10 protein-coding genes are annotated in these 12986 nt (G+C 45.0%); 1 reads left to right on the forward strand and 9 read right to left on the reverse strand.

Annotation, left to right across the window (positions count from 1 at the left end; genetic code table 11):
- Positions 1 to 105: 105 nt before the first annotated feature.
- The 5 genes from B0680_RS03935 to rpoD form a co-directional block, all read right to left on the reverse strand.
- On the reverse strand, positions 106 to 3957 hold the full coding sequence (locus B0680_RS03935) for an AAA family ATPase (protein ID WP_078253754.1): 3852 nt from the start codon (positions 3955 to 3957) through the stop codon (positions 106 to 108).
- Between the two features lie 24 nt (positions 3958 to 3981).
- Positions 3982 to 5307, reverse strand: coding sequence for an exonuclease SbcCD subunit D C-terminal domain-containing protein (locus B0680_RS03940; protein WP_078253755.1), 1326 nt, complete (start codon positions 5305 to 5307; stop codon positions 3982 to 3984).
- 143 nt (positions 5308 to 5450) lie between these two features.
- Positions 5451 to 5753 carry a YbeD family protein gene (locus B0680_RS03945; protein ID WP_078253756.1) on the reverse strand — a complete coding sequence of 101 codons (303 nt, stop codon included), beginning with the start codon at positions 5751 to 5753 and terminating at the stop codon, positions 5451 to 5453.
- Positions 5754 to 5857: 104 nt separating this feature from the next.
- Complete coding sequence (locus tag B0680_RS03950; protein ID WP_228143744.1) at positions 5858 to 7015, reverse strand: AAA family ATPase; 1158 nt, start codon at positions 7013 to 7015, stop codon at positions 5858 to 5860.
- A gap of 92 nt (positions 7016 to 7107) precedes the next feature.
- Positions 7108 to 9006, reverse strand: a complete 1899-nt coding sequence (gene rpoD, locus B0680_RS03955; RefSeq protein ID WP_078253757.1) for an RNA polymerase sigma factor RpoD — start codon at positions 9004 to 9006, stop codon at positions 7108 to 7110.
- 556 nt (positions 9007 to 9562) lie between these two features.
- On the opposite strand from rpoD, the gene B0680_RS03960 reads away from it, so the two are divergent.
- On the forward strand, positions 9563 to 9946 hold the full coding sequence (locus tag B0680_RS03960; RefSeq protein WP_078253758.1) for an MliC family protein: 384 nt from the start codon (positions 9563 to 9565) through the stop codon (positions 9944 to 9946).
- Between the two features lie 81 nt (positions 9947 to 10027).
- Here B0680_RS03960 and B0680_RS03965 read toward each other — a convergent pair whose 3' ends face one another.
- The 4 genes from B0680_RS03965 to B0680_RS03980 form a co-directional block, all read right to left on the reverse strand.
- Positions 10028 to 10582, reverse strand: coding sequence for a DNA-3-methyladenine glycosylase I (locus B0680_RS03965; RefSeq protein ID WP_078253759.1), 555 nt, complete (start codon positions 10580 to 10582; stop codon positions 10028 to 10030).
- Positions 10579 to 11100 carry a DUF805 domain-containing protein gene (locus B0680_RS03970; RefSeq protein WP_078253760.1) on the reverse strand — a complete coding sequence of 174 codons (522 nt, stop codon included), beginning with the start codon at positions 11098 to 11100 and terminating at the stop codon, positions 10579 to 10581. Before B0680_RS03970 ends, B0680_RS03965 begins: the two co-directional genes overlap by 4 nt.
- 20 nt (positions 11101 to 11120) lie before the next feature.
- Positions 11121 to 11942, reverse strand: coding sequence for a serine O-acetyltransferase (cysE, locus tag B0680_RS03975; protein ID WP_078253761.1), 822 nt, complete (start codon positions 11940 to 11942; stop codon positions 11121 to 11123).
- Positions 11943 to 12083: 141 nt separating this feature from the next.
- Complete coding sequence (locus B0680_RS03980; RefSeq protein ID WP_078253762.1) at positions 12084 to 12971, reverse strand: RNA methyltransferase; 888 nt, start codon at positions 12969 to 12971, stop codon at positions 12084 to 12086.
- Positions 12972 to 12986 lie beyond the last annotated feature (15 nt).

Here is a 12986-nt window from a genome sequence, read left to right on the forward strand (position 1 = left end):
CTGGGCAAACTTGGTGGTTGGCTCAATCAATGACAAACCAACAAAGCCATCACAACAGGCTACAATACCCAAATAACGCCTAGACAACGCCCAATAAATGCCGAATCACGCCAACCGACTGACACCAGCACCGCTCATCACGCTTGTACCGCCGGCACGCTTTTCGATGATGATTTGGGTATCGATACGCTCTTTTAGGCTTGCGACATGGCTGATGATGCCGATACTTTTACCACTTTGTTGTAGCTCAAATAGGGTGCTGAGCGCCATATCAAGTGCAGTTTCATCAAGCGTGCCAAAGCCTTCATCCAAAAACAGCGACTCAATCTGCATCTGCCGACTATTAATCTGTGATAAACCAAGCGCAAGCGCTAGACTTACCATAAATGTCTCGCCACCTGACAGATTTTTGCTACTGCGTACCACATCGCCTTGATGCAAATCCGTGACCAAAATCTCAAGCGCCTTGCCGCTATCTGCATTTTGGGTTAATAGATAGCGATCATTCATTTTTTGTAAAATATGATTGGCATGATATAGCACCAAATCCAGTGTCAAGCCCTGCACAAAGTTGCGATACTTGCGACCATCTGCCGAGCCAATGAGCACATCTAACTTCGCCCAAATTTCATTTTGTGCCTTTTGCTGATCGATTTGTTCAATTAGCTCTAGTTGATAATGGCGGTTTTGTTCTTCAGTATCTTTTTTGGTGCTAAGCTCACCGATTTTTTGGTGCAGTAAGGCTTGTTCGTCTTTAAGCTGACTGACGGTCTCTTGTAGCTGTGGCAGATTAATCTCATGGATAGTTGGATGATTTTTTTGTAATTCATCTAAACTATTGACACGATCTTGATAAGTGATTTTGGCAAGTTGATGCGCCTGCTCAAGTGCTTGCAAGGTCTCATCGAGTGCTTGCATCGCATCTTTATCAAGCTGTACTGCCACAAAGTCTGCTTCATCATCAAACAAAGAATCTGATAGCTTATCTTGCCAAAGCTTCCCTGCTTGTTGTAGTTTTTTGTGTAGCTGAGCGACTTGTTCGCCTTGATGCTTGATGCTGAGTGTCGCTTGCTCAAGTGTGAGTTTGGCTGTCTGATAGGCTTGTTCACTTTGGCTAAGCTGTGCTTGATGATGACTGATGGCAGATTGCAGTGCATTTTCTACATCATCGACACTTGCATCGCCAAGTAGGGCGTACCGTTGCTCACTTTGAGATTGTAGAATTTTTTGATACTCATGTCGCTGAGTATCTAAGCTATGACAAGCTGATTCAAGCGTTTGTTGTTCAGCCATCAGTGCATTTAATCGGGTTTGATGTTCAATCTGCTCATGAGTCAGTGCGATTTTTTGGGCTGATAACTGCTCATAAGTCTCGTATTGCTTAGTAAGATTATGTTGATAATTATTAATCAAAGATAACAAATCATCAATGCCATCAGCACTGACATTCATAATCATCTGACTAGGCGATGCAATCCAATCATCCACCGATATCTGCTCTGGGATAGTGCATTGACTGCAAATCTTTTCTTGCCACTGATGATAAGATTGACAATCAATGCCAAATGCACCAAGCCCATCTGTCAGCGTATTCACGGTGTCAAATTGTGCAGTCAGTTCATTTTGGATGCTGACAATCTGCGCTAGATATCCTGCGATTTGGGATTTGAGCGATGTACCGTCGGCGATGATATGCTCATGCTGCACAGTCAAGGTCGCAAGATTGGATTGGCTATCTTTGATCTGATAAATCAGCTCATGCGCTTGTTGTTTTAGCCCATCTTTATGAGCCAAATCCTGTAGTAATGCTTGATAATCTTCTTCAAGTTGTAAGTAACTTGGCAATGGCTTATTTGAATGATACTGCGCCCAAATCCCCATCATCTGCTCAGATAGCTGTTGGCACTGATCTTTGGTCTGCCCGCTTGTCGCTGACAGTGTGCTGATTTTGGTTTCTAGCGTATGAATATTAAGTAAATATTGATTGATTTCATCTTGTAGATTGGTCGTGATGACAAGTTGTGCATCTAGCTTATCTTTGGCGATTTGTGCATCATCATCGCTTGGCTGCGTGCCGTTATGCTTATACGGATGTATTGTCGAACCGCACAATGGACAAGGATGACCGTCGCTCAGCTTATCAAACTGCGACTTCATGTGTATCAGCTGTTTTTTGGTTTCGTATGTCTCACTAAGTGCATTTTGTAGTGCCATCGCATCGGTCAGTGCTTGCTGTTTGTTTGCGATATTATGCTTGGCATTGTTTAGCTGATTTTGCTCATTATGGATAGATTCATCAAGCTTGGCTATTTCAGTCATCAGCGCTTGATGATTGTGTGTATGAGCAATGAGCTGTTCGTAGTGATGTGCTTGTTGTTGCAGATGCTTTAGCTGATTATCAAGCCTAGTTAGATAGTCTTGATAATTATCCGTAGAATCAATCGCACTTACGCCCAAGATAGTTGCAAGTTCGCTTTGTTGTGATGCCAGTGTATTATGAGCATCTGCAATTTTGTCTTTTACCGATTTGTACGCTTCACGCTTGGCTAAGCGATTGGTATTGGCTTGATGTAGATCCTGATGCGCTTTTTTTAGATGCTGATATTGCTTACCGATATAGGCTTTTGCATCGCTGATTTTGTTGGCACTATGCTTAAGATGGTTAATCTTGTCTAATAAATGTTCATCTTGTTCATCAGCCATTAGTTGCTGCTGAAGTTGGACTAGTGCATCACTGATGCTTGCGACTTTTGAGCGTGTCTCTGTGATATGCTTGCTATTTTCTGCATAAGATTGCTGTCTATCCTTATACTGCGCATCGCACAGATTTAGACTTTGCTGTGTCAGTGCAATCTGTTGGTCTAGCTTGCGCGCATCCGTGATGGCAGGTTTTTTGTCATTGAGTGCTTGCACCGCCTGCTCATAATCCTGCTTATACTGTGCTAGCTGATTGCTATGCATATCCAGTTGTGCGGTGAGTTGTGGCAGCTGATTATTGAGATGAGTTAAAGATTGATTGGCGGTATCATGATCATTTTTCAGCTCATGATACTGCTGATAAAAGGGCAAAATCTCAAAAGCACGCTTTGCTTTATCAAGCCTAGCCTTATCATCAGCAAAGTCATTAAGCTTATCTTGGCTGTCATCCAATTTAGCTTGCCAAAGATGTATCTCATCATGTAGCTTTTGATAGTGATTGGCAGCATTTAGCTCATTTTCATAATTATTTAGCTGTTTGGCTAGTGTATCGCTGTGTGCTTGAGCTTGATTGAGCTCGCCAATCAGCGCATCAAAAGTCGCTTGGTCCATACAATTAACTTCACCAAGTCGTGTCGTTAGCTGTTTGAGCGCAAGTGCTTGCTCTTTATTCTTTTCAAAGGCAAGCTTACCAATCTCAGCATAAATCTGCGTGCCGGTAATCTGCTCCAAAATTGCGCCACGCTTGCCAGCTTCAGCTTGCAAAAATGCCGAAAAATCCCCCTGAACAAGCATCACCGAACGCGTGAACTGCTCTTTATTCATACCCAAGATTTCGATAATTTTTTTTTCAACATTACTCGCTTTTTCTTCAATAATCTTGCCGGTATCATCTTGAGTACTACTTAATAATGATAATTCACGGACAATGGGCTGTAGCTTGCCATTAGGGTTTTTATTGGCTCGGCGCTGTGACCAATACGCACGGTACACCGTTTTATTGACTTGAAAAATCACTTCACTCGATGCAAAAGCCGTGCCGATACTCATCAGCTCGTTATGTGCTGCTGAGACCGTAACTCGGGGTGTCTCACCATACAGCGCCAAACAAATCGCATCAAGCACTGTTGTCTTGCCTGCGCCCGTCGCACCCGTGATGGCAAATAACGCATTGGCATCAAAGGCAGGGTCTTCAAAATTAACCTGCCATTTGCCTTTGAGTGAGTTGATATTTTCAAAGCTTAGCTTAATAATTTTCATTGTTTGTCCATGTATGTGTATCGATTATTGGGCTTTGGTATCGGTTTCTTGTAATTCTTTGAGTAGGGTTTGATATGCGTGCTTGAGTGCGGTTTTTTCGTCATCATTGAGTGCTTCTTTTTCAAGTCGCTTATCAAACACATCGGTCGCGCTCAACATCTCAAGCTTTGGTACAGCTGATGTAACACCCTGTGACAGACTGCCTTTATAGGTACTGCGATTTTTGATACTCAGCGCCGTCAGTCGTGTCTCACTAATAGCATCAGTAATTAATTGCCGTAAATCTGGCAATACTTTTGACCCCGTGTATTCAATCTCAAGCCAAATATCTTGGTCGTATTCTGATAGTTTTGCTAAATTATCATAAATAAAATCAAGTTCGCCACTAATCTTGGCTAAGCTTTGAAAAATTGGCACGGATAGGGCGTTCACCTGAATCGGCTGGCCATCGGCGATATCCACAATCAGCACCTGTTTATGCCGTCCAATCTCACCAAAACCCATCGCAATCGGCGAACCACAGTAGCGGATACGACTTTGCTTAGCGACGATTTGGCTTGCATGAATATGACCGAGCGCCACATAGTCGATATCATCATCAAAGATACTTGCGCTGATTTGTCCAAGTGTACCCACTTGCAAATCTCGCATACCATCATCCGCCGATGAGACGCTTGAGCCTGCGACGAACAGATGTCCTGTGGCGATGATTGGAATGGTTATTTGATAAGTATCTTTAATATATTGCTGTTTTTGTTTAGCAAGATTGGCTAATAGGTGATAATGGTCAGCAACACCTTGAAGTAGGTCGCTGTTTTTTTGTTCGATACTTTGGGCATCGCCACTGGTACGCACATCACGGTCACGCAAATAGGGCGTTGCGATGATAATCGCACTCGGTGTCTCGCCGTCATACAAGGTGATGAGCTCATCTTCAAGATTGTCAGTGGCGCTACCGATGACATGAGTGTTGAGCACGCCAAGCACTTCTTTGGTCTTTTGTAGGCTGGTCGGTGAGTCGTGATTGCCTGCGACGATGATGATGTGCTTGATATGATTTTTGAACGCTTGCGCCAAAAAATGATGATACAGGTGCTCCGCCTTATTGCTTGGCGTCATCGTATCAAAAATATCACCAGCGACAATCAGCACATCCGCTTGATGACTAAGCAAGCTTTCTTGTAGCCATTTTAAAAAGCACTCAAACTCATCATAGCGAGATTGATTGTATAATAGCTTACCTAAATGCCAATCTGATGTGTGTAAAATTCGCAGTGCATGGGCAGGCTTGGCAGGGACGGCGGTATCTTTGGGCGTATCGGTGCACAGATGTGTTTTGATGCTATTCATAGTCTATCAAGTATTGAAATCTTATGGATACTATAGCACTTTTTTGGCGGGGTGTGCGATTTTTTGTAGGGTGTGATAAACTGGTTTATCAAATCACATCACAAAAAAAGACCGCCATCAGGCGATCTTTTTGGGATTGTCGGTTATACGACAGTGCGTACAGTTTTTGCCTTATCCAGTGCGGTGTAGAGTCGATTGACTTCGTCGGCATGGGTTAAGTATAGGCTTAGGCGCAGTGCATGATAGCGACCTGTTTTTGATGCACGCATTTGGATGCTTGCATGGTCAAATTCAGGGAAAATCTCCGCCAAAATTAGCTTCACTTCGTTTAGTAATTCTTCACGATAGCCTTCGTTGCCAATGATGCTCATCGGATAATCCATCGGAAAAGTCCAAAGCTCTGGGTTTTGGATTTCGGTACGGCTTGGAGTGGTATTATTAGTCATGATTCATTTTTCCTAATTGGTTTGATGTCGTATCAATGGGGATGACTGTTAGTTTTTTCAAGTCGCCATCGTAGGATGTTAACACCAAACCATCTGGTCGGTTTTTAGTTAATAAAGCCAAATCCGCCTTTGTTTTGCTTGGCGACTAAATGCGCATCATCCATATTAGTGATTTGTGCAAGTGTCTTTGGTGTATCGACTGTCATTTGTTTACCAATACTTGCCAAATACGCATTTGCCTTATCGACGCTGAGTGCGCCAAATTGATATTCGGCAATCAGACGACCATGTCGCAGTAGGGCGTGGTCGATATCCATCAAATCAGCATTAAAAGTACAGATAAATTGACATTCAAGTACATCTGACAAGATACCATCAGCGATATTTAAGATGCTCGAAACGACATCCGATGTATTGCCACCACCGACACGCTCGGCGATATAGTTTTCGCAGTCTTCGAGCACCAGCACTGAATTTTTGTTATCAATCAGCATACCCATAAACTGCGGATCAGCCAATGCGCCGATGAGATTGTTTGGCACAAAGATAAAGTTCTTATCGGGGATTTGGGCGGTGAGCCACTTGATGTAGTTGGTCTTGCCTGAGCCTGCCACGCCATGCAATAGCATCACGCCTTTATTGCCTTGCGTCAAATCCTGCTTGATTTTTTGATGCACAGGCACAAAGTCATCATTGTACATGGTGTCAATATCTAGGCTAAGCGGCTTGATGACATGGGTTTTGAACACCAAATCTTGACCTTCTTTGAGCAATAGGCTGATTTTGGCATCTGTTGAGACATATTTGCTCAGATATTTATCAAAAAATTGACGGATTTTTGTCAAATTGTCCGCTTGTTGGCTATTATAACCAAGCAGTGACACGCCATAAAACCCTGATTCAATGATGGTCTTGTCATAATCATTGCTCAAATCTTCATTCAAAACTAAGAAAAACTCATAGTCTGGATGAAAATAGCACAATTCACCTGCATAGAACACGCCTGTCTGACCATTATAATGCGCCGTACTGTAATCGGTGCATTGCACAAAGTCCTTGAGCGATTCTTTTTTGATGACGATATCATCACCACGAAAATTGACCGTCGCCATCATACGACTAATCAAGCCAGCAAAAGGGTGACTGTCTGAGCTGACACGCTCATCGAGTGCCTGCACTTGTAGCTGATGCACGCCATTGACATAGTGTTCATCCACGATACGGCGGGGATGATAGTATTTTGAACCGATAATTTTCATCATAAATAAGTTTTTAAAATTGATAGGGATAAAATAAGTCTGCCAATCATCATTAGCAGACTTTAGCAGACCTTGAAAGATTGATAAAGTGGCTATCAATCGTTTTCTAAGAATGAACGCAGATGCTCTGAGCGAGAAGGATGGCGTAGTTTACGCAGTGCTTTGGCTTCGATTTGGCGGATACGCTCACGAGTCACATCAAACTGCTTGCCCACTTCTTCAAGCGTGTGGTCGCTTGGCATATCGATACCAAAACGCATCTTCAAGACTTTGGCTTCTCTTTCGGTCAGATTATCCAAGACTTCACGAGTCGCTTCACGCAAGCCTTCGGCGGTGGCATTCTCAATCGGGCTTGAGATGGTGTTGTCTTCGATAAAATCACCCAAGTGGCTATCTTCATCATCACCGATTGGTGTCTCCATAGAGATTGGCTCTTTGGCGATTTTTAGCACTTTGCGGACTTTGGCTTCGTCCATATCTAGGCGTTCGCCCAGCTCTTCGGGCGTTGGCTCACGACCCATCTCTTGGAGTAGCTGACGGCTGACACGGTTGATTTTATTAATCGTCTCAATCATATGCACAGGGATACGAATCGTGCGTGCTTGGTCGGCAATCGAGCGGGTGATGGCTTGACGAATCCACCATGTTGCATAGGTAGAGAACTTATAGCCACGACGATATTCAAACTTATCCACCGCTTTCATCAGACCGATGTTACCTTCTTGGATCAAATCCAAGAACTGCAAGCCACGGTTGGTATATTTCTTGGCGATACTGATGACCAGACGCAAGTTGGCTTCGACCATATCTTTTTTGGCTCGGCGTGCTTTGGCTTCACCGATGGCCATTTGTCGAGCGACCGCCTTCATATCACGAATGTCCATTTTTAGGGCGACTTCGTGCGCTAGGATTTTTTCTTGTAGGGCGACGACATCTTTTTCGATTTTTGCCAAAGTCTCTGCAAAAGCAGGCTTGCCTTCGATACGATGTGCCAGCCACTCGATATTGGTTTCGTTACTTGGGAAAGTCTTTTTGAACTCTTCTAGTGGCATTTTACCACGACGAATCACCAGCTTCATGATACGGCGTTCGTTGGCACGCACATCTTCATAGACTTCACGCATCAGCTCCATCACTTGATCAGACAAGCGATTGTTTAGCTTGATGAGCATAAAGCGATTGGCAAGCTCATCTTCGGCGGCTTTGGCTTCATCACTACCACGACCGTGCTTGTCTAGGACTTGTTGCGTCTTGTCATATAGGGCTTGTAGCTCTTCAAAGCGGACACGCACTTCTTCGGGATCAAGATTTGAGTCATCGGCATCGGCATCCATACTACCGCCGTCGCCATCTTCATCTTCGTCATCGAGATCATCAATGTCAGGCGTGTCAGCTTTTGGCTCGTCCAAGTTTAGCTCAGCATCTTCTTCGCTCAGCTCAAAATCGGTGTCTTCAAGGCTCAAAAAGCCTGACACCACATCAGAAATTTTCTTTTCGCCATCTAGGACTTGTTGGTATTCGTCCAGCACAAGCTTGACCGTGCCCGGCCAATACGCCATGATGTACTGCACTTCACGTGTGCCTTCTTCGATGCGTTTGGCGATGCCAATCTCACCTTCGCGGGTCAATAGATCGACCGTACCCATTTCACGCATATACATACGCACAGGGTCGGTGGTACGACCCGGCTCGGTTTCTACCGATGCCAAGACAGCAGCGGCTTCATCGGCTGCCATATCATCATCGCTACCTGTATCAGCCAGTAGCATATCGTCATCATCAGGGGCGACTTCAAAGACCTGAATACCGACATCGGTCAGCATCTGAATGATGTCTTCGATTTGATCGCTTTCGGTGACCGAATCGGGCAGTTGGTCATTCACTTCGGCATAGGTCAGATACCCTTGTTCCTTGCCAAGGCGAATTAGCTCTGCTAATTGAGATGATGACTCTTCTTGGTAGCCTTCGTTGCCTGTGATGTTATCATTGCTCATAAATGCGCTCTTATTGATGTAGCAAAATGGTAAACCTTGAATTATACCTGTGTTTGGGCAGTGTTTCAACTTAATAATAGACTAAATCCCATGCCTAAGCGCATCTGGGCGGTGGTGTTGAATGGTGCAAAATTACCCAATCTGTATTCGCTTAATTTGCTGAATCAATCAGCAAAAATACATTCAAGGTCTTCAAGGTCGGATAAATGGTTGCGCTGTTGGGTTTGCCACGCTTTGCGTGTTGTGTGGCAAATATACAACGGACGCTTGGCTATTAATAAGGGCATGGTCGGCTATTTTCAATGGTTGTGATGGGTCTTTTTGAATTAGCGATGAATATTTTGGCAAGAATTGCGCAAGCTACATACAGATTACATACAGATAATGCAATCAAAGTTATACAATATAACAGTTGTAACCAAATGTAAAAATGGCTATGATAATTATCAAAGCGATACCGCGGATATCATACAAGTCTTATACAAGCCTTGATAGCAGGGGTGTCGCAAACTAATGATTTGATTGTTGCCAATTGGCAGTTTTTTAGGAGTGTACAATGAAAAAATTGGCTTTATTCACCGCGATGGTATCAGCATTGGCTTTGAGCGCTTGTGCAAGCAACAGCACCGCCACAGGTAGCACCACAACCAGCAAAGCACCTGCACCAGCTGCCCAAACCGTCACCACCCACACATACGACTGCGATAACGGCTTGGCGCTCAATGTCCGCTATCTAGGCACAGACAAGGTTCAGGTTAGTATGCAAGGCTACACTGGTGAACTTGCCATCGCCCAAAGCGCATCAGGCAGCCGTTATGTAAGCAATACCGGTCTATTTGGCTATGGCGGTGAATGGCACCAAAAAGGCAATATGGGCATCTTGGCAGCCAAAAATATCCACGGCACACCAATCCAAACCGTCTGCCAAAAAACCATGTAATCTGTATTGACATCGGATTATGCAACAAAAAAGCTCTTAATGTTATATTAAGAGCTTTTTTGTTTTGATTAATAAAACCCATCAGCGAAATGCACAGTCTGCCACATGGTCATTGACCATACCCACCGCCTGCATAAAGGCATAGCAAGTGGTTGCACCGACGAATTTAAATCCGTCTTTTTTGAGCTGTTTGGCTAGGCGTACCGACACATCCGTCTGTGCAGGAATATCGGATAAATCGGCAGGGCGGTTGTCAATTGGCTTGCCATCCGCTGTGGTGATGCCCCATAGATAGTCGCTAAAGCTTTGATATTGTTTAATTTTTAAATATGCTTTAGCATTATTGATAATCGCCAAAATCTTGGCACGATGGCGGATAATACCAGCATCTAGCATGAGTTCATCGACTTTGGCATCATCATAGGCAACAATCTTGACCGCATCAAAGCCATCAAACGCCCGATAATAGCCATCACGGCGCTTCAAAATCGTAATCCAGCTAAGCCCTGCCTGCATTGACTCTAGGCACAGCATGGCAAATAAGGTATCGTCATCATAGACAGGCCTGCCCCATTCGTTATCATGATAAGCGATATACATCGGGTCGGATAAGCACCAAGTACAGCGATGTGTCATACAAATTGCCCCATCTGAGCCGACTGCGTCAAGGCATCAAAAAACACAAAGAACACAATCGCCCAAATCAGCTGTAGTACAAGCATCACCACCACAAAGACCTTAAGCACCATACCTGCAGGCTTGGCAGGGTTGCCATATTGATTTGGCAGTGGCTCACCTTTGGCAAATAGCAGATACAAAAGCAAAATCAGATTGGCAAGTGGCACAAGTAGCAGTAGCGACATCCAGCCTGTTTTACCCAAATCATGCAATCTGCGAATGGTCGGCGCAAAGGTGGTATATAGACCAATCAGCATCATCGGCAGCCAAAACATCAGCAAAATGCCAAACATCGCATCAGGATTGACCGCATCAATCATCGCAAATAGCACGCCCATCGGGACTGCAAACAGCAAGCTTAGCAAGATGTTAAGAATCATCGAATACGCAAGATAGCGAATACGCCCGATACGCCCTTTATAATGATAAAAAGGGTAATCGTCATACAATGGTGGTGGGGTATAGTCGTTATTCATAATATTATTAAACCATTTAATTAAATTTGATAATTGTCAGTTGTGCCGTTGCCATCTTGCTGGTCGTCTAGCACAGATAAATCATCTTTGCAGATGGATTTGATGGATTTTGGCTCAAAATTTGGGTCAAGGCGCTTCACCGCCGTCATCAGCTCGCAGATTTGCTTATCCTGGTCTTGGATATGCGCAAGTAAGGCAGCGATGCTTGATGCCACAGGGTCTTTGGCATTAGGCTTGAGTCCATAGGCGTTAAACAAATGCTCGGACTGCGCTTGATGCTCGGTAGGGCTTGCTGGCTCTTCTTTGACAATCATACGAGCAGCACTACCGACCATCGTTGCGCCTGCTGGTACAGGCTTGACGACGACGGCATTTGAGCCGACTTTGGCGCCATCACCGACACTAAAGCCACCCAGAATCTTCGCCCCTGCACCGACGACGACATTATTACCCAGTGTTGGATGGCGTTTTGCGCCTTTTTCCCACGACACGCCGCCCAGCGTCACGCCATGATAAAGCGTGACATCATCGCCAATCTCAGCAGTCTCGCCAATCACCACACCCATGCCATGGTCAATAAAAAATCGCTTGCCAATCTTGGCGGCAGGGTGAATCTCAATGCCTGTGGTGCAGCGGCTAAAATGCGATAAGGCGCGTGCCAAGAATTTTTGGTCGCACTGCCACAGGGCGTGTGCGCCGCGGTGCATGATGCGCGCATGGATGCCGGGATAGGTCAAGAGCACTTCGGCTTTGGTACGGGCAGCAGGGTCTCGCTCTAGGACGGCTTGTACATCATCATTGATGGCGTTTTTTAGTTCGCTTAATTTGGCAAAAATCGACATGGTGGTTTTCCTAACTCATCTGCAAGATGTGAACATATTAGCGACGGCAAAGGGAATTATCAAGTCGCAATCGGGATATCAATGTGCAAAAAATTACTAAGCAAATCACGATAATCCGTCAGCAATCCATCAACAAGACAACTAGCCAATCATCTTATCCATCTTGGCAATCAGCGCACGAATCAGCGCATATTCTTTTTGGTCAAGCTGTAGCCGTGATGACAGCCGTGATAGGCGATGCGGTAGGTGTTTTAGGTCGTCATCGTGGGCAAGGTTGAGTTTTTTTAATAAGTCAATTACTGCGGTATTAAGGCTCGTCGCCTGCGCCTGATTGATGGCAGGTTCATCCCATTGCCCACGGATGGTGATGTCAAGCGGATGGGTGATTTGTGGTGCGCCTTGAGTTTGCTTGTTGGAGTAAATACCCTGTACGCTATTTGTCTGTGCATTACCATCACAAGGATGTGAAAAGTATGCATAGATATTGGCTGCAATCACCTGAATGGCACTGGCGACATTGAGTACCGGATAAGTAGGGTTGGCAGGGATTTGGATATGATAATCTGCTTTGGCAAGCTCGTCGTTGTTCAGCCCATGATTTTCACGACCAAATAAAATAGCAATGCGTGGCGTGATGGCGGTATCAATAGGCTTATCGGCAGATTTATCTTCTGCTGATACCTGCGCCGATAGGTGCTGCGCCATCATTGATGCAGCAAAGGCAGGCGTCACCACAGGGCGTGGCATCTGACGACTGCGAGCACTGGCAGCAAAAATCAGCGTACAATCAGCAAGCGCTTCATCAAGCGTCTCCGTGATGCGAGTATTGGTCAAAATCTCTTGCGCCCCTGCGGCATTGGCAGTGCTGGTCTCATCAATCGGTAGGCGTGGATTGACCACCACCAAATCCGCCAAGCCCATCGTATGTAGCGCACGAGCTGCCGAGCCGATATTGGCGGGCAAGGTGGTCTCAACCATCACAATGCGAATGCTAGGCAGATAATCAAGGTAGTCGTGCGTTTGGCTCATAGGATGCTCTTTTGT

It is taken from the genome of Moraxella pluranimalium, assembly GCF_002014825.1.
Taxonomy (GTDB): domain Bacteria; phylum Pseudomonadota; class Gammaproteobacteria; order Pseudomonadales; family Moraxellaceae; genus Moraxella; species Moraxella pluranimalium.

Excerpts from the sequence above, each read along its gene's own strand:
- rpoD (WP_078253757.1), bottom strand. The coding sequence starts at position 9,006 with ATGAGCAATGATAACATCACAGGCAACGAAGGCTACCAAGAAGAGTCA.
- cysE (WP_078253761.1), bottom strand. The coding sequence starts at position 11,942 with ATGTCGATTTTTGCCAAATTAAGCGAACTAAAAAACGCCATCAATGAT.
- B0680_RS03950 (WP_228143744.1), bottom strand. The coding sequence starts at position 7,015 with ATGATGAAAATTATCGGTTCAAAATACTATCATCCCCGCCGTATCGTG.
- B0680_RS03970 (WP_078253760.1), bottom strand. The coding sequence starts at position 11,100 with ATGAATAACGACTATACCCCACCACCATTGTATGACGATTACCCTTTT.
- B0680_RS03945 (WP_078253756.1), bottom strand. The coding sequence starts at position 5,753 with ATGACTAATAATACCACTCCAAGCCGTACCGAAATCCAAAACCCAGAG.
- B0680_RS03960 (WP_078253758.1), top strand. The coding sequence starts at position 9,563 with ATGAAAAAATTGGCTTTATTCACCGCGATGGTATCAGCATTGGCTTTG.
- B0680_RS03935 (WP_078253754.1), bottom strand. The coding sequence starts at position 3,957 with ATGAAAATTATTAAGCTAAGCTTTGAAAATATCAACTCACTCAAAGGC.
- B0680_RS03940 (WP_078253755.1), bottom strand. The coding sequence starts at position 5,307 with ATGAATAGCATCAAAACACATCTGTGCACCGATACGCCCAAAGATACC.
- B0680_RS03980 (WP_078253762.1), bottom strand. The coding sequence starts at position 12,971 with ATGAGCCAAACGCACGACTACCTTGATTATCTGCCTAGCATTCGCATT.
- B0680_RS03965 (WP_078253759.1), bottom strand. The coding sequence starts at position 10,582 with ATGACACATCGCTGTACTTGGTGCTTATCCGACCCGATGTATATCGCT.